This is a genomic window from Paraburkholderia bryophila (genome assembly GCF_013409255.1).
Lineage (GTDB): Bacteria > Pseudomonadota > Gammaproteobacteria > Burkholderiales > Burkholderiaceae > Paraburkholderia.
Genome location: NZ_JACCAS010000002.1, coordinates 3,025,944 through 3,048,837 on the forward strand (window position 1 = coordinate 3,025,944; position 22,894 = coordinate 3,048,837).

Sequence of the window (22,894 nt, forward strand, 5' to 3'; positions counted from 1 at the left end):
GGCTCCTTATCCCATAAGGCCTTGGCGTTGCGGCGCTTGAGTCATCCGTTCCGGCTATCTCAATTCTGCGGGTAAATACCGTCTGTACAACTTAAACCGCGTTTTATAGACTTCGTATGTCGTCGTACAACATACAAGTCCAAACAAATTCCTTTCTTGAATTTAAGGACAACAGCAGGACAAGGTGGCCGCTGCGTGGACGATTCATCGCCACGAGCGGCGCGCCGATGCAGTCGAAGCAAAAGTAAAAGATGTCGAGTTGTCTGACAGGAGTGCTGAGATCGGTGCCGGGGACGTTGCACAGACCAGCACGGCGAAGCGTCCGCAGCCCACACGGGTGAGCGAACGCGGAGTCGGGAGACGCAGTAAAGCCATATCGCATTCGTACTGGCCTTCCGCTAGCAGCCCTCCGCAATCGGCCAATCGATTGGATGGTCCATTTACAAGGAATGTCACGATGAACAAGAAGTTCGCCTCTTCCCGTGTTTCGATGATCGTTGCAGCGTCGGTGCTGGCCTTCAGTGCCGCGTCGGCTGAAGCACGCGTGTTCCGCGTGTCGGACGTGCACGGCGACACCTATCCGACCAATATGGCCGTGAAATACATGGGTGACGAGATCAGCAAGGCAACCGGCGGCAAGGACACCGTGAAGGTGTTCGGCAATAGCGCGCTGGGCTCGGAAAACGACACGGTCGATCAGGTGCGCATCGGCGCGCTCGACATGGCGCGCGCCAACGGCGCCGCGTTCAACGAGATCGTTCCCGAGTCGATGATTCCGTCGTTGCCGTTCCTGTTCCGCGACATCGACCATTTCCGCAAAGTGATGTACGGCCCGGAAGGCCAGAAGATTCTCGACGCGTTCCAGGCGAAGGGCATGATCGCGCTGACGTTCTACGAGAGCGGCGCGCGTTCGATCTACGCGAAGAAGGCGGTCCATTCGCCGGCCGACATGAAAGGTCTGAAGGTGCGTGTGCAACCTTCCGATCTGATGGTCGACGAGATCCGCGCAATGGGCGGCACGCCCACGCCGATGCCGTTCGCCGAAGTCTATACGGGCCTGAAGACGGGTCTCGTGGACGCCGCGGAAAACAACCTGCCGTCGTATGAAGAGACCAAGCACTTCGAAGTCGCGACGGTCTATTCCGAAACCCAGCATTCGATGACGCCTGAAGTGCTGGTGTTCTCGAAGAAGGTGTGGGACACGCTCACGCCGCAGGAGCAGGTCATCATCAAGAAGGCCGCGGCTGACTCGGTGCCGTACTACGAAAAGCTGTGGACCGCGCGCGAGAACGATGCGGCGAAGACGGTCACCAAGGGTGGCGCGACCATCATCCCGGCTGCGCAGATCGATCGCGCCGCATTCGTGAAGGCGATGCAACCGGTCTGGGCAAAGTACGAAAAGACCCCGCAAATGAAGCAGATCGTCGACGAGATTCAGGCCATCAAATAAGGCTTGCGGGTTGCGCGGCGCTTGACCGTCACAGCGGGAAAAGCCTGGCAGAAAAATCTGCTGGGCTTTTCCACCGTCCGCGCACATCGCGCCGCGCCGCTTGAAAGAAGTCGACATGAATGACTGATTTATTAAAGACAGGTCCGCGGTAAAAGGATGGGGTCAATGAGATTCATAAAGCGCCCAAATGATTTTCTGTTTCACGCGCTGGTTATCGTGGCGTCGGTGAGTCTTGCCGTGCTCAGCCTGCTCGTGATCTATAGCGTCGTGATGCGCTACGTTTTCGACGACGCACCCGATTTCGTCGAGCCCATCGCGCTGCTGCTGGTGATCGTCATCGCCATGTTCGGCGCCGCGCTGAAAGTGCGCGAGGGCGGCCACATCGGGCTCGATTCGCTGGTCACGAAGCTGCCGCCGAAAGGGCAGGTCATGGCGGCCGCGTTTCAACATCTTTGTCTGATCGCATTGGCCGTGGCGATTTTCTTCGGCTGTCTGCAAATGGCCGAAACCACCATGGAAGACCGGATTCCGATTCTCGGTTTGCCCGAAGGCGTGCGCTATTGCATTCCGGTCGTCGCCAGCGTTTGTATTGCCTTGTTCTCGCTCGAGAACCTGCTCGCGCTTTTCGTCAAGAAACACAACTAGAGCAATCATGGAACTTGCCATTCTCGCCGTCAGTTTCCTCGTCTTTCTCGTTCTCGGGGTTCCTGTTTCGTTCGCGTTGGGACTGTCGTGCGTCCTGACTTATCTGTACGAAGGCCTGCCCGCGGCCACCGCCATGCAGGCGATGATTTCGGGCATCAACGGCTTTTCGTTTCTCGCGGTGCCGTTCTTCATCCTGTCCGGTGAGCTGATGCTGCACGGCGGCATCGCCGACCGCATCCTGCGTTTCGCGCAAGCGGCCGTCGGGCATTTCCGCGGCGGCCTCGGCATGGCCAACGTGGTCGCCTGCACGCTGTTCGGCGGGGTGTCCGGTTCGCCGTCGGCGGATACGTCGGCCATGGGCGGCGTGGTGATTCCGTTGATGAAGCGCGAAGGCTACAGCGCGGCCTATGCGGTCAACGTGACGACCCATTCGTCACTGGTGGGCGCGTTGATGCCGACCTCGACGAACATGATCATCTATGCGTTCGCGGCCCAGGGCATTACGGGCACGTTGAACGGTCACCAGATGAGCGGCGTGTCGATCGGCGATCTGCTGTTCTCCGGTCTGCTGCCGGTGCTGTGGGTGATGGGCTTCGTGCTGCTCGCCGCGTACTGGCAAGCGGTCAAGTACGGTTATCCGCGCCGTCCCGACGGTTCGACCGAACTGCAGAAATTCCCCGGCTGGTACGCGGTGGCCCGAACCTTCGTCGGCGCCGTGCCCGGCTTGATGGTGATCGCGATCATTCTGTTCTGCGTCGCCAAGGGCATTGCCACCGCGACCGAAGCCGCGGCGATCGCCGTGTTCTATTCGCTGGTGCTGACCGTCGTCGTGTATCGCTCGATGACGATGAAGAAGCTCTTCCACGCGCTCTCGAAAGCGGCGAAGACGACCGGCGTGGTGCTGCTGCTGATCGGCGTGTCGAACATGCTGCGTTACCAGATGGCCTACCTGGAGATTCCGGACGCGATCGAACGCATGCTCGACGGTGCGACCAGCATGCCGTGGCTGATGCTGCTGTACATCAACCTGCTGCAGGTTTTCCTGGGCACGTTCGTCGATATGGCGGCGCACATCCTGATTACGACGCCGCTGTTCCTGCCGATGGCGATGCATGCCGGCGTGGGGCCGGTGCAGTTCGGCATCATGATTCTGCTGAACTGTTCGTTGGGCCTCGTGCATCCGCCGATCGGCTCGGTGCAGTTCATCGGCTGCGCGATCGGCAACGTGTCGATCGGCGAGACCACCAAGGTGGCGTGGCCGTACTACCTGGCCATTTTCAGCGCGATCAACATCGTCACCTACGTACCGATGTTTTCCACCTGGCTGCCGAGCCTGATCAATGGCCACCCGGTGTTTTGAGCGGACTCCCATTCACACTCAGCGGCGCCCGCGCGGCGCCGCGAATCAAAAAATAATTTTCAACAGAGGAGCACAAATGAAAAAGGCACTGGTAACTTCTGCGCTTGGGTTGGTCGCCCTTGGCGCGCACGCTCAGAGCAGCGTGACGTTGTACGGGATCGTCGATACCGGGATCGGCTATCAGAGCAGTCAGACGTCGCTCGGGTCGACCTCGGGCGGCCGCTCGGCGGTCAAGATGGTCAACGGGATCTGGGCGGGTAGCCGCTTCGGTTTGAAGGGCGGCGAGGACCTGGGTGGCGGCACCAAGGCGATCTTCCAGTTGGAAGAGGGCTTCAACAGTGCGACCGGCGCGCAGAGCGTCTCCGGTCTGGCGTTCAACCGCCAGGCTTATGTGGGCGTCGCCAACGCCACGTACGGTACGTTGACGGCCGGCCGCCAGTACACCTCGTACTACACGCTGCTGTCGCCGTATAGCCCGACCACGTGGCTGACCGGCGCCTACGGCGCGCACCCGGGCGATATCGATTCGCTCGACACTTTGTACCGCGCGAACAATTCGCTGGTGTACACGTCGCCGAATTTCTACGGGTTCACGGCGAGCGGTTCGTATTCGGTGGGCGGCGTGGCAGGCAGCCTGAATGCCGGTTCGACGTGGAGCGCGGCGCTGCAATACATTACCGGTCCGTTCGGTATCGCGGTGGGCTTCCAGCGCATCAACAATTCGACGCCGGGCGGCGGTGCGTGGGGCGCCGACTCCACGACGTCGAACGCGGGCGCGCAGGCGGGTGTGTCGGGCATCAACAACGGCTACCAGAAATCGGCGGCGCAGCAGCGCGTGGCCGTGACCGGCGGTTACGCGTTCAGCTCGCAATGGGACGTGTCGTTCTCGTACTCGAACGTGCAGTACGTGGCGGGCATCAACTCGCCGTTCCACACCACTGCGATCTTCAATACGGGCGGCGCGGTGCTGCACTACCGCCCGGTGACGGCGCTGGATCTGGCCGCTGGCTATAGCTACACGCGCGCCACGCAGGCGAACGGCATTACGAGTTCGGCGCGTTATCAGCAGTTCAACCTGTCGCAGTACTACAGCCTCTCCAAGCGCACCGGCCTGTACGCGCTCGAGGCATATCAGCGCGCGGGCGGCCAGACGCTGGCGACGAACGGCACCAGCATCATCAACGCAACGGCCGATATCGGCGACGGTCAGAACAGCGCGCCGTCGTCGTCACGCAGCCAGTTCGCTGCGGGCGTGGGCATCATCCACAAGTTCTAAATGGTGTGAGTAACTGCGGCGTAGGGACGTAGTGATTTTACGTTTCACGCCGCTGCAGCGACGCGTTTCAGACACGCGTCGCTGCGCTGTATTGACTGCGCGTGCAATGCGCGCGGAATTCCGGACGACGACTTAGGTGCTCACGCAACCTTCACGCATCCGCGTCCGACCACAAACGACCCCCCGTTGCCCAGTTTTCGCGTTTCACGTCGGTCAGGATGATGTCGACCGAATTCGGCTCGACGTTGAGCGATTCGCAGGTTGCCTTCGTGATGGCTTCGACGAACTGGCGTTTCTGTTCCACTGTGCGGCCTTCGAAGAGTTCGATATGAAACGTGGGCATGACATGACTCCGTTAAAGAATTGAGTTGGACGCGGGCGGCCAGGCGCGATTTTCGTGGCGATTTCAGCGGCGACTTCAGTGACGATAAGCGCGATCGAGCCGGTCGAGCTTGCGCAGCAACGCAGGCCATTCGAGCGCGCCTTCAATGGCGCCGCCGTCGTAAAGTTGCTCGGCCGTACGCGCGGCGACCGCATCGCCAGGCACCACGAGTTCCGCACCGCATGCTTGCGCCTGCAACTGGATTTCGCATGCCTTGAGCAGCGTCGCCATCAGCACATAAGCTTCGGCCACGGTGCGGCCGGCGGTCAGCGTGCCGTGGTTGCGCAACAGCATGGCGGGTTTGTCGGCGAGATGCGCGACGAGACGTTCGCCCTCGGCCGGTGAGAACGCGAGGCCCTCATAGTCGTGATACGCGAGCTGGCCGTAAAAGCGCAGCGCGTGCTGCGACGCGGGCAGCAAACCGGCGGGTTGCGCCGACACCGCCACGCCGGCCGTATTGTGCAGATGCATCACGCAGAACGCGTCGGCGCGCGCCGCGTGCACGGCGGCATGCAGCGCGAAGCCGGTCGCGTTCACCGGATGCTCGCTGGTGCCGATAATATTGCCGTCAATATCGATCTTCACGAGGTTCGACGCGCACACTTCGTCGAACGCGAGGCCGAAGGGGTTGATCAGAAAGTGGCCCGGTTCGCCGGGCACGCTGGCCGAGATGTGCGTGTAGATCAGATCGTCCCAGCCGTTGAGGGCGGCGAGACGATAGGCGGCAGCGAGGTCGACGCGAGTCTGCTGCTCCGCGTCGGACAGCGGTCCTGTTTCGGCGAGACGGCCCGCAGGGGCATGAGTGAAAGACATGTTGTTCTCCAGTCCCATTCAAGAGAGTTGCTGAGAGGGATCGATGCGTTCCATCGCTTTTCGCGCCACGACACCCCGCGTGAAGCGATGCCGGAACCCCTGCACGCTCCAGCTCGCGAGCACGAACGGCGCGGTCATGGCCGGCCAGCCGAAGTAGCTCGCGACCGCTTGCAACAGCACCGCGACGCCCACGCCGCAAAGCGTTGCCGCGGCGCCGCAATCGGCCAGCGCGATGGCGGTCAGCGCGCCATTGAATCCTAACAGGCCCGCGTCGAGCGAACTCGCCGTGGCGCCGAGCAACACGTGCGCCATGCTGGCGAGCGCGCCGCCGATCAGCGCCCACAGTGCATGCCTGCGTGACGCTGCGGCGATGCCGATCAGCACGAGCAGGCCCGGCAACGCGCCGGAGCCGAAGCCGGGTTGTGCGAGCGCGCCGAGTATGCCGTTGATCCATTGCGTCGCGATGAACGGTGGCGTGATCGCCTGGGGTGCCACTGGCGCGCCGCTCGTGATCATCGGCAGCCAAAGCCATGTGACGATCAGAAACGGGCTGGAGAACACGCCCAATCCGTTCGCCCGCAGCCGGCGCGTCCATGGTTCGAGAAACCACGCTGTCGCCGTCGCGGCGAGAATCGCCACCGCGGCGGCGGTCGCATTGTCGGCGATGAAATTGAACGCGGCGAGACCCGCCAGCGCGCCGTTGAAGCCGTGCAGTCCGTCGCGCGTATCGGCTTCACGATAGCCGGCCAGCACGGCGCTCACGTTGGCCGCGGTCGCGCCCATCAGCGCCGCGCAGGCGAGGCGCGGTTCGACCAGCAGCCACCCGGCGAGCAGGCACGCGCCGGTGAACGCATTCGGCTGCAGCACGATCTGGCCGAGACTGCGCAACAGTGTGCGCAGAGCGGCGGATTTTGCTTGGGTCGAGGCGGCGTGCATGGTTTGAGAGCGGTGTGAATTCGACGACGCGCGCGACACGACGCTTGAGCGTCAGGTGCGAGCCAGGTCGGTAAGGAGCGGAACCGCGAGCATAGGCTAGCAGCGGCGCTGAGGGCATCGCGAGGCGTTGATAGTGGCTATTTGCGACACCGAGCCCGATGCGTAGGCGCGGGGCGCGCCGTGTCGGCGAACCGAAAGCTTTCGCGCTACGATGAGAACCCCCAGACACCCGATGAGTACCCGGCGCAACCCGAAGCATGCGGGTCGAGCCGTTTCACGAGGAGACAGACAATGCGTGAATTACGATGGACTTCGGAAGAGGACGAAGGAATCGAACATCTAACGTTCGACGCCCGCGACGACGGCTTCGCGGTGGAAAGCGTGGTGGTGGGACAGCGCTACGGCAAGGCGTACGGATTGCACTACACGGTGCGCTGCGACGCGCAATGGCGCACCACGCATGCGTGGCTGAAGATCGCCGGCGGCGGCGAACTGGAATTGCACGGCGATGGCCAGGGCCATTGGCGCGATGGTCACGGCCACGTGCTGAGCGCGCTCGATGGTTGCATCGACATCGACATTGCGGCCACGCCGTACACCAACACGCTGCCGATCCGTCGTCTGCAATTGGCGCAAGGCGAGCGTCAGCCGATTTCAGTGGCGTATATCTCGACGCCGGATTTGCAGGTCACGCGCGCCGAGCAGGCGTATTCGTGCATCGAGTTGAATAAGGTGTATCGCTACGAAGGTCTGTTCCGCAACTTCACGGCGAACCTGACGGTGGACGAAGACGGCCTCGTGATCGACTATCCGACGCTGTTCACACGCCTGCCGCGCGAGGGTTGACCGTCGCCGTCGCGCTGGGTGTCTCGTTGAGCGTCTCGTCAAGGCCGAGGCCGGTCCGCTGCTGCGCGACAAAGCCTTCGATCATCGCGGCGATCCGCTCGGGTTCGCGCAGCACGACCCAGTGGCCGGCATCGATCTCGGTGCGCCGATACGAGCCAAGCCATCCCTCCAGCCCGAGCGATAGCGCCGGCCCGACATAGCGGTCGCGCAGCGGCACGATGAACTGCACCGGCGCATGCGCATGGCGCGAGCGCGGCCGCAGCAGCTTGTCGATGAAATTCGCGCGATACAGATTCAGACCGTTGAGCGCGTTGCGCCTTTGCGCGGGATCGCGCTCAGGGCGCACGCGTTCGGTCGCGCGCAGCCACAGCGGCCAGCAGCGTGCGCCGCCGGCGCGCCACACCAGTTCCGGCAGCCACGGCAGATGAAAAAAGAAAATGTACCAGGACTTGATCATTTGCCGCAGACCGCTGCCGAATGGCCGCTTGACGGGTTCATGCGCGGGTTGATCCGCCAACTGCGCACCATCGCCCCCGCGCAAGCCGAGCGACGCGTGATCGAGGCACGGCCCGGAAATCGACGTATACGACGCGATACGGCCTTTGAACGCCGGATCGGTCACCGCCTCCCAGCTCTGAATCGATCCCCAGTCGTGGCCGACCAGATGAAACGGTCGCGTGCCGCAGGTTGCGTCGGCAACCGCCGCCAGATCCGCGGCCAGCCGTTCGAGTCGGTAAGCGCTGCGCGTGGCCGGCGCCTCGGAGGCGCCCGCGCCGCGCACGTCGTAGCTGATGACGCGGTAGCGCGCATCCAGTTGCGCGCGCACCGGCTCCCACACCGCGGCCGAATCGGGATAACCGTGCACCAGCACGATCGGCGGTGCGTCGCGCGGTCCGCTGACGTAGACCGCGAGCCGCACGTCGCCGGCCACGACCGACAGCGTGTCGCGTATCACGCGGCCGCCTGCGCGCCGCGTCGCGCGGCCTTGCGGGTGCTCGGGGCAGTTGCATTGGTGGCGTCGACGGCGGCGACGAGACCGTCGATCCGCGCCAGTTGCGCGCGATTGTCGTGATCCCACGGATGGAAGCCGGGCCGGAAAAAGCTCAGCCATTCGCCGGCAATACGCGGAAACACGCCGTGACGCGGACCGTACAGATATTTGACGACGCGCCACATGCCGCGAATGTGGCCACCGCGTTTGCGGTCGGCGATCAGCAGGCGCAGGTGGAAATCGAACACGATCAGCCAGAACGTGAAGGTGGTGGCCAGCATGGTGCCGGTGCGCAGCAGGTAACGGCCGAGACCCGGCTTGAGCACGGTGTTCCACACGTCGTACGAAACGGCCTTGTGCTCGGTTTCTTCCAGCGCGTGCCACGTCCACATCTGTGCGTAGCCTTCCACCGAGCCGCCGACGCGCGTCGCGTCTTCCAGCAGCAGGGCCGCCAGCATCGCGGTGTAGTGTTCGAGGCAGACGGTGACCGCGAGCTGATACGAATGCGGTAGCACTTTGCGGCCGAAATTGAGGATCGCCCACAGCCACTTGTCGAGCTTGTGCGCCGGCAGCCCGGCTTCCTGCAGCAGGTCGTTGTATTCGATGTGCTCGCGCGTATGCATGGCTTCCTGGCCGATGAAGCCGAGCACCTGCTTTTTCAGCACGGGGTCGTCGATCTGGTCGCGATAGTTGCGCACGCTATCCATGAAGAAACGCTCGCCCGCCGGGAATAGCAGCGACAGCGCGTTGAAGAAGTGTGTCACATGCGCGCCTTGCACATGCCAGTCGCAGGCACGTTCCGGCGGCAGATTGAAACGAAGGTCGCGGCGAACCGGCATCATGGCCCTTTCTCCTTGTGATCCTGGGTGTTCTGTCGAAGCGGTTGATGGCGTGACGCGCGTCATGCGCGCCTGCCGTCGATCTGCGCGGCACGGCGCGCGCGCTTTTCCGCAATGCGTTTCATCCGGCGCGCCTGCATCACGACCAGCGCCTGATACGCCGCCGGCAACGTGCGCGCGAGCCAGTCGGCGGCGCGCGCGTCGCGTCCTATCAGCACGCGCCGTTTGTTCTTGCGCACGCCGTCGAGAATCACGCGCGCGGCTTCGTCGGCGGTGGTGATGAAGAACTTCTCGAAGTCGTCCTTGCCTTGCTGTTCGTTTTCCAGCATGAAGCCGACCATGTTGGGCGCGATCCGGCTCGATTGCGCGATGCCCGTGTGAATGCCGCCGGGATGCACGCAGGTTGCCGACACGCCGCACTTCATCAGATCGAGTTCCTGGCGCAGCGATTCGGTAAAGCCGCGCACCGCGAATTTGGTGGCGTTGTAGCCGCTCATGCCCGGCTGCGCGAACAACCCGAACACGCTCGACGTATTGACGATATGCCCCGCGCCCGAGGCCTTGATATACGGCAGAAACGCTTTCGTGCCGTGCACCACGCCCCAGAAGTTGACGCCGACGATCCACTCGAGATCGGCGTAATCCATGCCTTCGATCGTGCTCGACAGCGCCACGCCCGCGTTGTTGAACACGAGGTTGATCCGCCGATGCTGCGCGGCCGTTTCCGCGGCCCAGTCGACCATCGCGGCGCGGTCCGCGACGTCGAGCACGCGCGTGGTGATGAGCAGCGGCGCGCCGACGATCTGCGGCGCGGCGGCTTGTGCGAGTTGCGCGGTGTCGGCGAGGCTCGCGGCATTGCGGTCGGCGAGGGCGAGATGGCAGCCTTCGCGCGCCAGTTGAATCGCGAGCGAGCGGCCCATGCCCGAGCCTGCGCCGGTGATGGCGGCCACTCTGTCGGTGAAGTTCTTCATTGGCTTATCTCCTGTTCAACGTTGTCGTTGTTGTTGTGCGGATCAGGTCGCTTCCGCCGACGCGGTAACCGGCGCATTCTTCGGCGCCTCCATCGGCGCATTCATCGCCATTCCAACCGGCTGCTGCGCCGGCGCATACGCGACGTAATCGTCCATGCTGAAGGTGCTCGTGGCCTGGCGGAATTTGTACGCAAACCCCGGCCACAGCGTGGTGTTCTTGCCGGTCTTCGGATCGAGATACCAGCTCTTGCAGCCGCCGGTCGACCAGATCGCGCGGCCGAGTTTCTGCTGGATGCGCTCGTTGTAGGCGCGCTCCACCTGCGGGCGCACTTCGATCGCGGCGGCGCGCTCGGCGTTCATCGTCTTCAGCGCGCGCAGGATGTACTCGACCTGCGACTCGATCATGAACACCATCGAGTTGTGGCCGAGACCGGTGTTCGGACCCACGACCATGAAGAAGTTCGGATAGCCCGGCAACGCCGTGCCCAGATACGCATGCGCACCGTCGCGCCACGTATCGACGATATCGACGCCGCCACGCCCACGCACCACGCCCGGCGGAAACGGATCGGCAACCTGGAAGCCGGTGCCGAAGATCAGGCAGTCGGCCGGGTGACGCGCACCGTCGGTCGTGATCACCGCGTCTTCCTCGATGCGGGCGATCCCGGTGGTGGTCACCGCCACGTTCTGGCGCGACAGCGCGGGGAAGTAGTCGTTGGAAATCAGCACGCGCTTGCAGCCCATCGTGTAGTTCGGCGTCAGCGTGGCGCGCAGTTGCGGGTCGGGCACCTGACGGCGCAGATGCCGTTCGGCGACTTTCTGCGCGGTTTTCATCAGCGACGGATGAATCGCGAAACCGAGCGCCCGCGATTCGAGCATGCAGTAGAGCGCCGAGCGCATGATCTTCTGTGTGAACGGCAGATGCCTGAAGAGCCATTGTTCGAGCGGCTTCACCGGACGGTCGGCCTTCGGCATGATCCACGGCGGAGTGCGCTGGAACAGTTCCAGATGCGCGACGCGCGGCGCGATCTGCGGCACGAACTGGATCGCGCTTGCGCCGGTGCCGATCACGGCGACACGTTTGCCGTCGAGCGGATAACCGTGGTCCCATTGCTGCGAATGGAACGTCTTGCCGCGAAATTTTTCGATCCCCGGAATGTCGGGGAGGGCCGCGCGAGAGAGGCCACCCATCGCCGAAATCAGCACGCGCGCGGACCATTGCTGGCCGTTCGCGAAAGTCAGTTGCCAGCGGTGGCGCGTCTCGTCGTAGATCGCGCTCGCCAGTTCATGGCCAAAGCGCACATGACGCTGAACGCCGAAGCGCTGCGCGCATTCTTCCAGGTAACCGCGAATCTCCGGCTGGCGCGCGAACATGCGGGTCCAGTGCGGATTCGGGGCGAAGGAGAACGAATAGACGTGCGATTGGACGTCGCAGGCGCAACCGGGATAGTGGTTGTCGCGCCAGGTGCCGCCGACCGACGCGGCCTTTTCCGCGATGATGAAGTCGGTCAGGCCGGCTTGCCGCAGGCGAATCGCCATGCCGAGCCCCGCAAAGCCGGAGCCGATGATGGCGATGTCGGTATCGACCGGCGCGGACGCGTCAGCGGTGGCTTCGTGGGGCGTCATACGTGCGTTCATCCGATCCGTCTCCTTTTTACCGTCTTAACTGTTACATTGAGTGATGTAACAATAGAGGCTGGTAACGGATGACGCAAGAAGCCGGTTAGATGTCCGGCTCTAGGAGCGGCCGCACGCCGCGGTCGGCGGGTCTATTTCGCCGCGAGCGCCGCCGTGGCAACGGGGTTCTGCCACACGGCGTCCTTCACGACGATTTTCTGCGGAATCAGGTGAGCGCCGTAGAAGGCATCCGCGACGCCTTGCTGCGAGCGGGCGATGTCTTCGGTGACGACCGTGGTGCCGTACGGATAGCGGCGTACCCATGTTTCGACCAGTTTCGGGTCCAGGCCGACCTTCGGCGCGATCAGCGCAGCGGTTTCCACCGGATGCGCGTTGACCCACAGGCCGGCCGCGCGTAATTGTCCAAGAATCGCGCCGACCACCTCGGGATGCTGCCGGGCGAAGTCGCGGGTGGCCTCGTAGAAGTTGTAGGGGCCGTTGAGACCCGCGTAGTCCGCCAGGGTGCGCGCTTTCAACGCCTGCTGCGCGGACGCGTAGTACGGATCCCAGATCACCCACGCATCGACGCTGCCGCTTTCGAACGCCGCGCGCGCGTCGGCGGGGGCCAGGTAGACCGGCCGAACGTCTTCGTAACGCAGGCCGGTTTTTTTCAGCGCTTCGAGCAGCAGGTAGTTCGAGCTCGATCCTTTCTGCAGCGCGATCCGTTTGCCTTTGAGATCGGCGACGTTGCGCAGCGTCGAATCGCTTCTCACCAGAATCGCTTCCGCGTGCTCGCCGGACGGTTCCGCGCCCACATAGACGAAGTTCACGCCGCCGGCCTGCGCGAACACCGGAGGCGGCGCGCCGGTATAGCCGAAGTCGACGCTGTTCGCGTTCAGCGCTTCGAGCAGTTGCGGTCCCGCCGGGAACTCGAACCACTTGATGCTGTAGCCGAGCGGTTTGAGGCGTTCGTCGAGCGAGCCTTGGGCCTTCAGTATCGCGAGCAGGCCGGACTTCTGGTAGCCGATGCGCAGGACCTTGGCGGCATCGCTGCCGTTGTGGTTGTCGTTGCCGCCTGACTGCGCGGTGGCGTTGACGGTGGTGAAGGTGGTGAATGCCGTCAGCAAAGCGGCGGCGACGTGAAGCGGAAAACGGGCGTGGCGGGTCATGCGGCGAATCTCCATGGCGTGCGATTGTGATTTCGCCGGCCGTGCGTCGTCAGCGTGGTCCTTGCGCACGCGGGTCATCTGACAGCAGGTGACGTGACGTGCATGGACGCGCAAGCGCTGGGAAACACGTCGCGGCGACGTTCATGGATCGTCGCATGGACGAGGAGCGCTACCAACGAAGCAATGGAGATTTGAATATGACGCGCGAGGCGCCGAGGCGGCGAGGCCGCACGTGGCGTGCGGCGAGCAGCGTATGGCTACTTCTTCGGCTTGTCCGGTTTCGCGGCAGCGCCGTCGGCGGGATGGCCCAGCTTCTTTTCCATGATCGCCGCGACGCGGTCGCCCAGGTAGTCGCCGGAGGCTTCTTCGAGCGCGCGGTTCATTTCGCTTTCCACCAGCACCATGGCGAGCGGCCGCACGCGCCAGATCGCGTCGACCAGCGCGGGCACGTCGGCGGGCGGCGGCAGCGCGTCGGCGTCGTAGCGATCCAGTTGATGGACCACCAGATCCACCAGCGCTTTGGCGACCGCCTGGAAATGCGGCCGGGCGATGCCGACGGCGTCGAGCAGATCGGCGAGCGGAATGCCTTCCTTCGCCATGGTCGCGCCGGCGGCCAGCGCCGTGGGATTGCCCGACACGAACGAGAGGCCGTGGCGTTCCAGCAGACCGAGCTCGACCGCTTTGCCGAGCGCGCTCGGCGTGGCTTTGTCGCCGAACATTTGCAGCAGTTCGATCAGCGAGTATTTCTTCGGACGCTCACGCGACCAGCGGCCGCCGATCGCGGTCTCCAGACCGAGGATCGAACGCAGATCATGGCCCTCGTCGACGGCCATGATCAGGTCTTGAATGTTCGCCAGGGTGTAGCCGCGAGTCAGCAGGTGATTGATCAGCTTCAGACGCGACACGTGCGTGTCGTCGTACACGCCGACCCGGCCGCGCTTTTCCGGCGGCGCGAGCAGGCCCCGGTCCTGATAGGCGCGCACGTTGCGCACCGTGGTGTCGGTGACGCGCGCGAGTTCGTCGACGGTGTATTCGTTGCGCGGCGCTGGGCTGGCCGCGACGTTGGCGTCGGCGGGCGAGGGCGGGACGGAGGGCGGCATGTTGGGCATGGGCGGATTTTAACGCGGCCGTCGGCGCGGCCGCCAGCCTGGCAGTGCGTCATGTTGCGTCATGGCGCGTGATGGGAGCGAGCGGGACCGTGCGTCGCGCGCCTGCGGCGACGCTTATTCCAGGTAGGATCGAATCAGTTTTTCATTGGCGTCGGAGTAGTCATAGCAATTCGATCGTAAATCGACCGGCGCTGCGAACATGATCGTTTCGCACCACCAGCCGTTGTATCTGACTTCGGCGTGTTTATGGGTTGCGTCCAGCATGTGGCCGAATTCGTGGGCGAGAGTTTGATGGCTGCTAGCACTTGCAATGCCGTAGTCGCCGCCCTGAAAGGCTATTCCTGCCGTGGTACTGCTTATCGGATTGCGCGTGAAGAGGAGGAATTTGCTATCGACGTCGATCTCCTGCGGAAACCTGGCGCGCACGAGTGTCAGCCACTCGAGGAGCTTCCTGTTAGGGTCGTCGCTCGCATAGGCAAAGTCGGTGACGCCGGGAAGGTCGCGGCGAATATCGATCGCCATTGTGCGCCCAACCGGCAGCAAGGCTTCAATGAGTCCAACCCACCAGCTTAGGTGATCGTTGATCGCGACGTTTTTGGCGTCGTCGTGAACGAATATGGAGAAGATCAATTCAGCGGTATCGCGACTGTCGGCCTTTGCTTTTGCACGGTCGCCGGTAGGCGATTCCGGTGTGGTTTCGCCCGGCGCAAGCACGATGTCGCGAAGAACGGTTTCGCTTTTGGCCGGCTGGGTGAGAACGCGTATCTCGGGGTTGGGTTTTTGGGTGGCGTAGTTGATCGTGTACGCGTCGGAATGCGGCGCCGCGTTGACAAAAATATCCAGGCGGTCCGCGTAGCGGGTAAAAATCGCCGGATAGCCGTCGACCTTGCCGCGGTACAGCGCGGCCTCGCCATCGTCCGAATAAACCAGCCTGACCGGCATGCGCGTGTCGACATGCATGATCGCAGCGGCACGCGTCGCATCGGCGCGCGCGGCGCCTTGAGCCGGCAGGTCGCCGCGTAAGCCGGCCGGCAATCCGCGAGCGACCGCTCCGTCGAAGTCCGTTACCGTGGAAGCGACGCTGCCTCCCGCCGCAGCCAGCAGGCACACCAGCAGCAAAAACGCGAGAGCCGCCGCGAAGCGTGAACGAGGTGCGTCGACGTTGCGCGTCGAGCGCATCGGCTGCTGGCATGAAAAAGGGAGATGGGGCACGGCGCGCTCCTGAATGTCGAGGTCACGTCGAATCCTTTGAACCGGAAATCGACCTTCTCGCGCGCCGCTACTCGTTGGCGCCGCGAGTCACCTCGAAATTAGGCGCAGCGATCCCATGCGTCCAGTGACAAGGCGACGCGAGCGCTTCTGGTACGCCCCTACGCGACGTCGTCCGGCGCCGTCGAATCGCCCACGCCGAGCTTGCGTTGCATCAGCGTGGTATCGAGCCAGCGGCCGTGCTTGAAGCCGACCGCCTTCAACGTGCCGGTCAATTCGAAGCCCAACTGCGTATGCAGCGACAGCGAGCCGCCGCTGCCGCCGTCGGCGATCACGGCGACCATCTGACGCCACGGTCCGGTTTCGCAACGCTCGATCAGCGCTTCGAGCAGGATGCGTCCGAGGCCTCGGCCGCGATACGCGTCGTTCACATAGATCGAATCTTCGATGGTGTTGCGATACGCGGCGCGCGGCCGGTAAGGCGTCGCGTAGCAATAGCCGGCGACTTCGCCGTCGATCTCGGCGACCATATACGGCAGCCCATGGCTGCGCACCGACGCGAGCCGTGTGCGCAGATCGTCGACGGAAGGCGGCGTTTCTTCGAACGAGGCGACGCCGGTCAGCACATGGTGCGCGTAGATCGCCTGGATTGCGGGTAGATCGGCTTCGGTGGCGTCGCGAATCAGCGGTGGGTTGCGCGGCGAATTCAGCGGCGAGGTCGCGGTCGCATCCGATGCGGCAGGCGTGGAGGGCGCGGGGCGGGTGGTGCTCATACGTGTTCCTGTCGTGGCCGTTGGAATGAATACGTTTGACTATGCCCGCCGCGCGCGCGGATTTGAAGCGAGTCAAAAATCGCCATCGCGTATGGCCGCTATTCGTGTGGCAATACCGGTCAGTTATGCGAGTACGTGTCCGGCTGCTTCACATGTCCACGGTGACGCTTCTGATGTTGAGTCTTGTGCTTCGGGCTGGCGTTGGATTGCGCGGGCGCGCCATGGCCATTGCCGGACGGCAGCGTGCTCTGGCCTTCGCCGAAGCGGAAAGTTTGCGAGGTTTGAGCGACCGCACCGGCGGACAGCGTCAAAGCGGCGACGAGGCAAAGCGACAATTTCATGAATCCTCCTTCGGAACGAGCCGCAGAGGATACCCGGTTTGCAACGGAGGGGTCGATTCGGTCGATTCGGCCGATTGACTGCAACACGCGCCCATGCGCCGAAAGCGTCAAAGATCGAACTGGTCGAATTCGCTCTGCAGTTCGCGGTTACGGGCGACGCGCTCGTCGATACCCGGCCCGAGCCGTTCGACGATCGCCGAGATCAGCAGATTGAACAGGCACGTGAGTGGCGCGAGCGAATCCCAGAACTGACCGACATCGGTTTTCACCTGCAGCAGGTCGCCGTCGAATTCGCGCGCCCACGGACAATAGATATCGGTGACGAGCGCGAACGGCAAACCGCGTCGCGTGGCCGCTTCGCAATAGCGGCGCGCGACCTTCGAATAGGCGCGCGTGTCGGTCACGATCAGATAGGGTGACTTGAAGTCCGAGTTCAGCGAATCGACATACGAGCCCGACATGCCGTCGGAATAGAACACGCGCGGGCGAAGATATTCGAGGTAGCTATAGAACGCGTTGCTGATACCGCGGGTGGATTGAATGCCGAGAATGTAGACGGCGTCCGCGGTTGCGATGCGATCGGCGACACGCGCGAAGGCGGGTGATTGCGCGAGCTGGTAGACATGCTGGATCGCGCCGACTTCGAGTTCGAGCGAATGGGCGAGCGCCGCATTCGGCGCAGTGGGACCGCCCGCGTGCGGCGCGGCTTCGTCGTGCTGGCCGGCGCCACGGCGGAACGCGTCGAGCCGGTCGGTGATCAGCCACGGACGCTCCTGCGCGCCGCGCAGTTCGCGTTTCAGATCGTCGAGGTTCTGATAGCCGATGCTGCGCAGAAAGCGCCCCACCGAAATGCCGCTCGTGCCGGCTTGCTGGGCGATCTGATCGGCGTTTTCGAGGCCGAGCCGGTCGAGATTGGCCAGCATATAGCTGGCGACGCGTTTGGAAGTCGGCGTGAGTTCGGCAAAGCGGGCTTCGACGGTTTGGGTAAAAGCGGTCGGCATCGTAGTCGCGGCGCAAGGCAGTGGTGGATCGATCGTCGGGATGATGACATAGTCGACCGGCCGCCGGCATCGCATTGCGTCGATTTGCGGGGGGCCTCGTCAGATCGCGGGCCGTGCCGGCGCCGCCCGCGCGAAGCGCCGGGCGCCCGCCACGCAGGCCACCACCACGACGGTGACGAGGATCATCGCGAGCGGGACCTCTTCATGCAACAGCAAGCCGGCCAGCAACAGGCCGAAGAACGGCTGCAGCAATTGCAACTGACCGACCCCGGCGATGCCGCCGAGCGCGAGGCCGCGATACCAGAACACGAAACCGATCAGCATGCTGAACAGCGACACATACGCGAGGCCCCACAGCGCGGCGTGACTGACGCCGTCGAATGACGCGGGCCGGGTCCACCACGCGAGCGGCAGCATCAGCGGCAACGACAGCACCAGCGCCCACGAAATCACCTGCCAGCCGCCGAGGTGGCGCGACAGACGCGCGCCTTCCGCATAGCCCAGACCGCACACGATGATCGCGGCCAGCATCAGCGCATCGCCGATGGGCGATGCGTCGATGCCGTGACGCAACGCGAACGCGACCACCGCGCTGCTGCCGAGCGCGGAGAATACCCAGAACGCCGGTTGCGGGCGCTCGCCGCCGCGCAGCACGCCGAAGATCGCGGTAGCGAGCGGCAGCAGGCCGACGAACACCACCGCATGCGCCGCGTTCACGTGACGCAACGCCAGCGCCGTCAATAGCGGGAAGCCGACCACCACGCCGAGGGCGACGACCACCAGCGGAATCAGATCGCGACGGGCGGGACGGGCCTGGCGGAACACCAGCAATAACAGCAGACCGAGCGTGCCGGCGATGGTGGCGCGGGCAACCGTCAGGAACACCGGGTCGAGACCTTGCACGGCGATACGCGTGGCCGGCAGCGAGCCGCTGAAAATCAGCACGCCGATCATGCCGCTTAGCCAGCCGTTGGTTGTCTTGTCCATCGAAAGTGTCCGTGCAGAGGCGAATGAAGGACATAGCATCCGCTTTTGCGCCGTAAAGGGTAAGCTACGGATCAGTACAATTCATACAAACTGTCCTTACTGTGGAGCAGTACAGATGGCGGAAAGCGAGAGTAACCGTGCGGCCTCGGGCACGCGTGTCGGCACGGTGATGGACAGTCTGCGCGAGCGCATTGCGAGCCGCTCGCTGATGCCGGGCGCGCGCGTGCCGTCGATCCGCGCGATGACGGAGACACTCGGCGTGTCGAAGTCGACGGTGGTGGAGGCCTACGACCGGCTGGTCGCGGAAGGCGCGATCGTCGCGCGGCGCGGTTCGGGTTTTTTCGTGTCGGGTCACGCGCCGCCGCTTGCGCTCGCCGATCTCGGGCCGCGTCTCGATCGGGAGGTCGATCCGCTGTGGCTCACGCGTCAGTCGCTGCAAGCGGGTTCGAAAGTGCTGAAGCCGGGTTGCGGCTGGATGCCGCCTTCGTGGTTGCCGGAAGACGGCGTGCGCCGCGCGTTGCGGGCCGTGGCGCGCGATCCGCAGGCGCCGCTCGCCGAATACGCCAGTCCGTACGGTTTGCCGGCGCTGCGTCAGCAGCTGGCGTGGCGGCTCGCGCAGCATGGCGTCGACGCGCCGCCGGAGCAGATCGTGCTGACCGACAGCGGCACGCACTCGCTCGATCTGGTGTGCCGGTTCCTGCTCGAACCGGGCGACACCGTGTTGATCGACGACCCGTGCTACTTCAACTTTCAGGCGTTGTTGCGCGCGCATCGCGCGCGGATCGTCGGTGTGCCTTATACGCCGTCGGGTCCCGATCTGGCGGCGTTCGAGCGGGCGCTGATCGAGCATCGCCCGCGGCTCTATGTGACCAATTCGGCGATCCACAATCCGACCGGCGCGACGCTGGCGCCGGCCGTCGCGCACCGGGTGCTGAAGCTGGCGGGCGAACACGATCTGCTGATCGTCGAGGACGACATCTTCGCCGATTTCGAAGACGAAGCCGCGCCACGGCTTGCCGCGTTCGACGGGCTCGCGCGGGTGGTGTCGATCGGCAGTTTTTCGAAAACGCTGTCTGCGGCGGCGCGTTGCGGCTACATCGCCGCGCGCCCCGAATGGGTGGAATCGTTGATCGATCTGAAGCTGGCTACCTCGTTCGGCAATGGCCAGCTCAACGCGAGCGTCGTGCATCGGTTGCTGGTGGACGGTACTTACCGGCGTCATCTGGAGTCGATGCGCGCGAAGCTCGCCGACGCGATGGGCGAGACGATCAGGCGGCTCGGCTACGCGGGCCTCGATATCTGGACCCGGCCACGCGCCGGCATGTTCGTGTGGGCGCGTCTGCCCGATGCGCTCGACGCGGCCGATATCGCGCGTCATGCGCTGGAAGTAGGGGTGGTGTTCGCGCCGGGCAATGTGTTCAGCGCGTCGCAATCGGCGGCCGGGTTCCTGCGCTTTAACGTGTCACAGTGCAATCGCCCGAAGGTCTACGAAGTGCTGCAACGGGCGATGGAAGCAACGGCTGCCTCCCGGCAGCAGGCGCACGCCTGATTCGCGTGCGTCGTGCCGTTGCGTTGCGTTGCGTTTCGCTTTGCTTAGCCGGCTACTTGCACAGCAGAAGCAGGCGCTCCTGATCCGTGCAGGTAGAGCGCGGTTTCTGCACGGCCTGCGCCGCCGCCGCGTTCATCGCCGCGCTCTTGTTGGTGAGACACGCGCGCAAATGCTTCTCGACCGGCGAGTAGTACTTCCATCCGCGTACGAGGGTGGGCAGTTCGAGCTTCACCTGTTTCCACTTGGGATGCCCGTGTTCCTGCAGATTGTCGAAGTTTGCGCACAGCGAATCGGCAAAGCGGTTCAGATTGACGACGGTATCGCGCAGCCCGTAATCGTAGGTGACGAGAAACGCCTTGACGGTCAGCGTGGGCGTGTCTTCCTTGAGCCAGTTCGGGTAGCTGCCGGCGCGGATCGTCGCGGGGAAATAGGTCTGTTTGGCGCGCGCGGTTTCCGGCGCGGCGGGATCGGCGCGCAGCAGGCGGAGCTGGTTCAGTAGCTCGGGATTCATGTCGTTGAACAGTTTCGCCGGTTGCCCGACCACGATGATCGCCACGTCCACTTTCTTGACGATCAACGCGGCCAGCGCGTCTTCGTTGCTCAGGTGCTGGATGTTCTGTTCGGGAATCGGCTGGCCGAACATCAGGTGATAGAGCGTGGTGGCCGATTGCGCGGTGCCGCTACCGAGCAGGCCGACGCTGATGGATTTGTCCTTGATGTCGGCGAAGGTTTTCATCGGCGAATCGGCTCGCACCACGACGTTAATTTCTTCGTCATAGAGCGGCATGATGAGGCGCAGCGGCCGGATCGCGGTGCCGGCGTCGGCATTGCCCGCGTTGGCCATGTCGATATACGCCTGATACACGTCGGATTGCACCAGCGCGAGCTTCACGCCGGGCTCGAAGCGCATGCGTTGCACGTTCTCGGCCGAGCCCTTCGACGCCATCACTTCAAGGTCGATGCCCGCCGGCTGCGCCACCCATTTCGACAGATCCTGGCCGATCTGGATATAGGTGCCGCGCTCCGGACCGGTGACGATCTTGTAGTGCGTGGGCTCCGCGCAAATCAGAGAAGAGGCGACCAGCAGCGCCAGCCCCAGCCATCCCGCCAGAAGTCTCTTCAGCATGGTCTTTCTACCTATCGGTCAGGTTCGTCCCGCTTCCCGCGTCGGCGCGCGTGAAGCACCATCGAGCCGGTTCGTCATGGCATGGTCGCTGCATCGCGCATGTCGTGTCCGTCTGTTGCCGCTCAAAGCGGCGCGATCCAGCGACTACCTGGCAATTAAGTGTGGCAGTGAAGTCCGCCGTGTGTTTCGGTATCCAAACGATTGGCTACTGAGCGGCTGTCGCGGCGTGCGAATTCAGCGGCGCCCAGCCTGTCTCTCGAATCACGCGCTCCATGATGATCTTCGCCGTGTCGTTGCCGGTGTCGATGGTGAGCGCCTCGTTGGCATGCTGACGCGCGCAAGGCCAGGACTGTTGGGCGACGCAGGTTTGCGCCGCCTGCAAGGCGGCGTCGCGGCGCGCGGTCAGCGGGCGCAATTCGGTCGCGAGATCCTCGGCGTCGGCGTTGCCCGGCTGCAGCGTTTGCGCGGCGCCGAGCGCGGCTTGCGCCGTGGACAGGTCGTTGGCGCGGAAGGCGAGTCGCGCCGCCTGCAAGGCTTGCGTGGCGTCGCGGAACTGCGGCGCCGGTTTGACGGGCGCCGCGGCGAGCGGCTGCGCAGCCGGTGCAACAGGAAAGATCTGGGTGGATCGGGCGTTCGCGCCTGGTGCGGCGGGCGTGATCGCGGCGCTCTGTTGAGCCGGTTTGGCCGGCTGCGGCGTATAAGGGGCGATCGTGCCGGTCGTGGTTCTGGCGTCCTGCGTCGCGTCGGCGCTTTGATCGTTGCCGCCGTTTTGCGAGTCGCGATTGTCGCCGAATAGTGCATAGGCGCCAGCTACCAGGCCGATGACGACAAGCACCCCGACGATCAGCAAGGTGGTGCGGCGATTGGGCAGCGCGGCGCTGCGTGTCGGCTCGGGCAAATCGGTCAGCGGCGGTGCCGGCGGATGTGTCGCCACGATCGCCGGCGTGTGCATCGCGGCTTCGCCGGGTAATGATTCGCTCGCGCTCGCGGCGCGCGCGGCGAGATCCGGTTCACCCGAGACGGCCGGATCGAAACCGTTTTTCTGCACCACCTTGTTCATTGCGCTCGCGCGGCTGCCGGGAATCACGGTGCGCTTGTGCGGACCGCCTTCGAGCGGATGCACCGCGCCGCAATACGGGCAATAGTCGACTTGCCGGTACAGTGCGCCGCCGCAGCGTTTGCACGGTGTCGGAAAACTGTGGCCGGTGACGGTCTGGGTGGCCATGCTGAGGACCCACCTGAGGAAAACGATGCCGTTACGGCATGCTCCGGATCGTATTGAAGCGGCAGCCAGATCCGCGGAAATCACGATCCACATGCGCCGGAGAGTCTAGGGCCGCAAACTCGCGCTTGCGCTGCCGCTGCTCGCAATATGTGGCGTTTTAAATGGCACGTCAATCGACGTTCGCACCTATGCTGTGTGCGTTAGCGAACATTTGTAGGTACGACGAAATACCGTGCATGTTGGCAGGACGAATGGGCGCGTCGTTTTTTCATTTTAGGT

Annotated in this window: 22 protein-coding genes; 6 read left to right on the forward strand and 16 right to left on the reverse strand. The window is 64.0% G+C overall.

All coding sequences use genetic code 11. The features are described 5' to 3' along the window. Positions 1–457 precede the first annotated feature (457 nt). From GGD40_RS34470 to GGD40_RS34485, 4 genes are all read left to right on the forward strand, one after another. Entirely contained in the window at positions 458–1,450 is a 993-nt protein-coding gene (locus GGD40_RS34470; protein ID WP_179709079.1) for a TRAP transporter substrate-binding protein, read from the forward strand. A gap of 165 nt (positions 1,451–1,615) precedes the next feature. Further along, a complete protein-coding gene (locus tag GGD40_RS34475) occupies positions 1,616–2,095 on the forward strand; it encodes a TRAP transporter small permease (protein WP_179709078.1) in 480 nt (159 codons plus the stop codon). 7 nt (positions 2,096–2,102) lie between these two features. Continuing rightward, on the forward strand, positions 2,103–3,455 hold the full coding sequence (locus tag GGD40_RS34480) for a TRAP transporter large permease (RefSeq protein ID WP_105509637.1): 1,353 nt from the start codon (positions 2,103–2,105) through the stop codon (positions 3,453–3,455). A 76-nt stretch (positions 3,456–3,531) separates the two neighbouring features. Continuing rightward, positions 3,532–4,731, forward strand: a complete 1,200-nt coding sequence (locus GGD40_RS34485; RefSeq protein ID WP_179746727.1) for a porin — start codon at positions 3,532–3,534, stop codon at positions 4,729–4,731. 151 nt (positions 4,732–4,882) lie between these two features. On the opposite strand, the gene GGD40_RS34490 is transcribed toward GGD40_RS34485, so the two are convergent. From GGD40_RS34490 to GGD40_RS34500, 3 genes are all read right to left on the reverse strand, one after another. Next, on the reverse strand, positions 4,883–5,074 hold the full coding sequence (locus GGD40_RS34490; RefSeq protein ID WP_035556550.1) for a 4-oxalocrotonate tautomerase: 192 nt from the start codon (positions 5,072–5,074) through the stop codon (positions 4,883–4,885). A 75-nt stretch (positions 5,075–5,149) separates the two neighbouring features. After that, positions 5,150–5,926, reverse strand: a complete 777-nt coding sequence (locus tag GGD40_RS34495) for a class II aldolase/adducin family protein (RefSeq protein ID WP_179746728.1) — start codon at positions 5,924–5,926, stop codon at positions 5,150–5,152. Between the two features lie 18 nt (positions 5,927–5,944). Beyond that, positions 5,945–6,862 carry an urea transporter gene (locus GGD40_RS34500; protein ID WP_179746729.1) on the reverse strand — a complete coding sequence of 306 codons (918 nt, stop codon included), beginning with the start codon at positions 6,860–6,862 and terminating at the stop codon, positions 5,945–5,947. Between the two features lie 291 nt (positions 6,863–7,153). Here GGD40_RS34500 and GGD40_RS34505 point away from each other — a divergent pair, with 291 nt between their 5' ends. Beyond that, positions 7,154–7,708, forward strand: coding sequence for a putative glycolipid-binding domain-containing protein (locus GGD40_RS34505; protein ID WP_179746730.1), 555 nt, complete (start codon positions 7,154–7,156; stop codon positions 7,706–7,708). On the opposite strand, the gene GGD40_RS34510 is transcribed toward GGD40_RS34505, so the two are convergent. The 11 genes from GGD40_RS34510 to GGD40_RS34560 all read right to left on the reverse strand — a co-directional run bounded on the left by GGD40_RS34510 (position 7,683) and on the right by GGD40_RS34560 (position 18,715). Further along, positions 7,683–8,663 (reverse strand): alpha/beta fold hydrolase, encoded by a 981-nt coding sequence (locus GGD40_RS34510; protein ID WP_179746731.1) that lies wholly within the window; start codon positions 8,661–8,663, stop codon positions 7,683–7,685. The genes GGD40_RS34505 and GGD40_RS34510 overlap by 26 nt on opposite strands. Next, positions 8,660–9,541 carry a metal-dependent hydrolase gene (locus GGD40_RS34515; protein WP_179746732.1) on the reverse strand — a complete coding sequence of 294 codons (882 nt, stop codon included), beginning with the start codon at positions 9,539–9,541 and terminating at the stop codon, positions 8,660–8,662. The genes GGD40_RS34510 and GGD40_RS34515 overlap by 4 nt, the downstream gene beginning before the upstream one ends. Positions 9,542–9,600: 59 nt before the next feature. After that, positions 9,601–10,509: an SDR family NAD(P)-dependent oxidoreductase gene (locus tag GGD40_RS34520; RefSeq protein ID WP_179746733.1), complete on the reverse strand. Its 909-nt coding sequence runs from the start codon at positions 10,507–10,509 to the stop codon at positions 9,601–9,603. Positions 10,510–10,551: 42 nt separating this feature from the next. Continuing rightward, positions 10,552–12,147, reverse strand: coding sequence for a flavin-containing monooxygenase (locus GGD40_RS34525; RefSeq protein ID WP_179746734.1), 1,596 nt, complete (start codon positions 12,145–12,147; stop codon positions 10,552–10,554). 131 nt (positions 12,148–12,278) lie between these two features. Then, positions 12,279–13,295 carry a sulfonate ABC transporter substrate-binding protein gene (locus GGD40_RS34530; RefSeq protein WP_179746735.1) on the reverse strand — a complete coding sequence of 339 codons (1,017 nt, stop codon included), beginning with the start codon at positions 13,293–13,295 and terminating at the stop codon, positions 12,279–12,281. 257 nt (positions 13,296–13,552) lie between these two features. Continuing rightward, on the reverse strand, positions 13,553–14,404 hold the full coding sequence (locus GGD40_RS34535; protein WP_179746736.1) for a MerR family transcriptional regulator: 852 nt from the start codon (positions 14,402–14,404) through the stop codon (positions 13,553–13,555). A gap of 114 nt (positions 14,405–14,518) precedes the next feature. Then, entirely contained in the window at positions 14,519–15,616 is a 1,098-nt protein-coding gene (locus GGD40_RS34540; protein WP_179746737.1) for a hypothetical protein, read from the reverse strand. Between the two features lie 158 nt (positions 15,617–15,774). Further along, positions 15,775–16,386, reverse strand: coding sequence for a GNAT family N-acetyltransferase (locus GGD40_RS34545; RefSeq protein ID WP_179746738.1), 612 nt, complete (start codon positions 16,384–16,386; stop codon positions 15,775–15,777). Positions 16,387–16,505: 119 nt separating this feature from the next. Beyond that, on the reverse strand, positions 16,506–16,727 hold the full coding sequence (locus GGD40_RS34550; RefSeq protein WP_179709054.1) for a hypothetical protein: 222 nt from the start codon (positions 16,725–16,727) through the stop codon (positions 16,506–16,508). A gap of 107 nt (positions 16,728–16,834) precedes the next feature. Next, entirely contained in the window at positions 16,835–17,728 is an 894-nt protein-coding gene (gene sapR / locus GGD40_RS34555) for a sap1 transcriptional regulator SapR (protein ID WP_179746739.1), read from the reverse strand. Positions 17,729–17,827: 99 nt separating this feature from the next. After that, entirely contained in the window at positions 17,828–18,715 is an 888-nt protein-coding gene (locus GGD40_RS34560) for a DMT family transporter (RefSeq protein ID WP_179709050.1), read from the reverse strand. Between the two features lie 115 nt (positions 18,716–18,830). On the opposite strand from GGD40_RS34560, the gene GGD40_RS34565 reads away from it, so the two are divergent. Then, positions 18,831–20,264 (forward strand): aminotransferase-like domain-containing protein, encoded by a 1,434-nt coding sequence (locus GGD40_RS34565; protein ID WP_179746740.1) that lies wholly within the window; start codon positions 18,831–18,833, stop codon positions 20,262–20,264. A gap of 52 nt (positions 20,265–20,316) precedes the next feature. Here the strand turns inward: GGD40_RS34565 and GGD40_RS34570 are convergent, their stop codons facing one another. Next, complete coding sequence (locus GGD40_RS34570) at positions 20,317–21,390, reverse strand: TAXI family TRAP transporter solute-binding subunit (RefSeq protein ID WP_179746741.1); 1,074 nt, start codon at positions 21,388–21,390, stop codon at positions 20,317–20,319. A 205-nt stretch (positions 21,391–21,595) separates the two neighbouring features. After that, entirely contained in the window at positions 21,596–22,615 is a 1,020-nt protein-coding gene (locus tag GGD40_RS34575) for a hypothetical protein (protein WP_179746742.1), read from the reverse strand. Positions 22,616–22,894 lie beyond the last annotated feature (279 nt).

Excerpts from the sequence above, each read along its gene's own strand:
- GGD40_RS34505 (WP_179746730.1), top strand. The coding sequence starts at position 7,154 with ATGCGTGAATTACGATGGACTTCGGAAGAGGACGAAGGAATCGAACAT.
- GGD40_RS34480 (WP_105509637.1), top strand. The coding sequence starts at position 2,103 with ATGGAACTTGCCATTCTCGCCGTCAGTTTCCTCGTCTTTCTCGTTCTC.
- GGD40_RS34490 (WP_035556550.1), bottom strand. The coding sequence starts at position 5,074 with ATGCCCACGTTTCATATCGAACTCTTCGAAGGCCGCACAGTGGAACAG.
- GGD40_RS34500 (WP_179746729.1), bottom strand. The coding sequence starts at position 6,862 with ATGCACGCCGCCTCGACCCAAGCAAAATCCGCCGCTCTGCGCACACTG.
- GGD40_RS34520 (WP_179746733.1), bottom strand. The coding sequence starts at position 10,509 with ATGAAGAACTTCACCGACAGAGTGGCCGCCATCACCGGCGCAGGCTCG.
- GGD40_RS34515 (WP_179746732.1), bottom strand. The coding sequence starts at position 9,541 with ATGATGCCGGTTCGCCGCGACCTTCGTTTCAATCTGCCGCCGGAACGT.
- GGD40_RS34485 (WP_179746727.1), top strand. The coding sequence starts at position 3,532 with ATGAAAAAGGCACTGGTAACTTCTGCGCTTGGGTTGGTCGCCCTTGGC.
- GGD40_RS34475 (WP_179709078.1), top strand. The coding sequence starts at position 1,616 with ATGAGATTCATAAAGCGCCCAAATGATTTTCTGTTTCACGCGCTGGTT.
- GGD40_RS34550 (WP_179709054.1), bottom strand. The coding sequence starts at position 16,727 with ATGAAATTGTCGCTTTGCCTCGTCGCCGCTTTGACGCTGTCCGCCGGT.
- GGD40_RS34495 (WP_179746728.1), bottom strand. The coding sequence starts at position 5,926 with ATGTCTTTCACTCATGCCCCTGCGGGCCGTCTCGCCGAAACAGGACCG.
- GGD40_RS34575 (WP_179746742.1), bottom strand. The coding sequence starts at position 22,615 with ATGGCCACCCAGACCGTCACCGGCCACAGTTTTCCGACACCGTGCAAA.
- GGD40_RS34470 (WP_179709079.1), top strand. The coding sequence starts at position 458 with ATGAACAAGAAGTTCGCCTCTTCCCGTGTTTCGATGATCGTTGCAGCG.
- GGD40_RS34545 (WP_179746738.1), bottom strand. The coding sequence starts at position 16,386 with ATGAGCACCACCCGCCCCGCGCCCTCCACGCCTGCCGCATCGGATGCG.
- GGD40_RS34525 (WP_179746734.1), bottom strand. The coding sequence starts at position 12,147 with ATGAACGCACGTATGACGCCCCACGAAGCCACCGCTGACGCGTCCGCG.
- GGD40_RS34565 (WP_179746740.1), top strand. The coding sequence starts at position 18,831 with ATGGCGGAAAGCGAGAGTAACCGTGCGGCCTCGGGCACGCGTGTCGGC.
- GGD40_RS34560 (WP_179709050.1), bottom strand. The coding sequence starts at position 18,715 with ATGGACAAGACAACCAACGGCTGGCTAAGCGGCATGATCGGCGTGCTG.
- sapR (WP_179746739.1), bottom strand. The coding sequence starts at position 17,728 with ATGCCGACCGCTTTTACCCAAACCGTCGAAGCCCGCTTTGCCGAACTC.
- GGD40_RS34570 (WP_179746741.1), bottom strand. The coding sequence starts at position 21,390 with ATGCTGAAGAGACTTCTGGCGGGATGGCTGGGGCTGGCGCTGCTGGTC.
- GGD40_RS34530 (WP_179746735.1), bottom strand. The coding sequence starts at position 13,295 with ATGACCCGCCACGCCCGTTTTCCGCTTCACGTCGCCGCCGCTTTGCTG.
- GGD40_RS34535 (WP_179746736.1), bottom strand. The coding sequence starts at position 14,404 with ATGCCCAACATGCCGCCCTCCGTCCCGCCCTCGCCCGCCGACGCCAAC.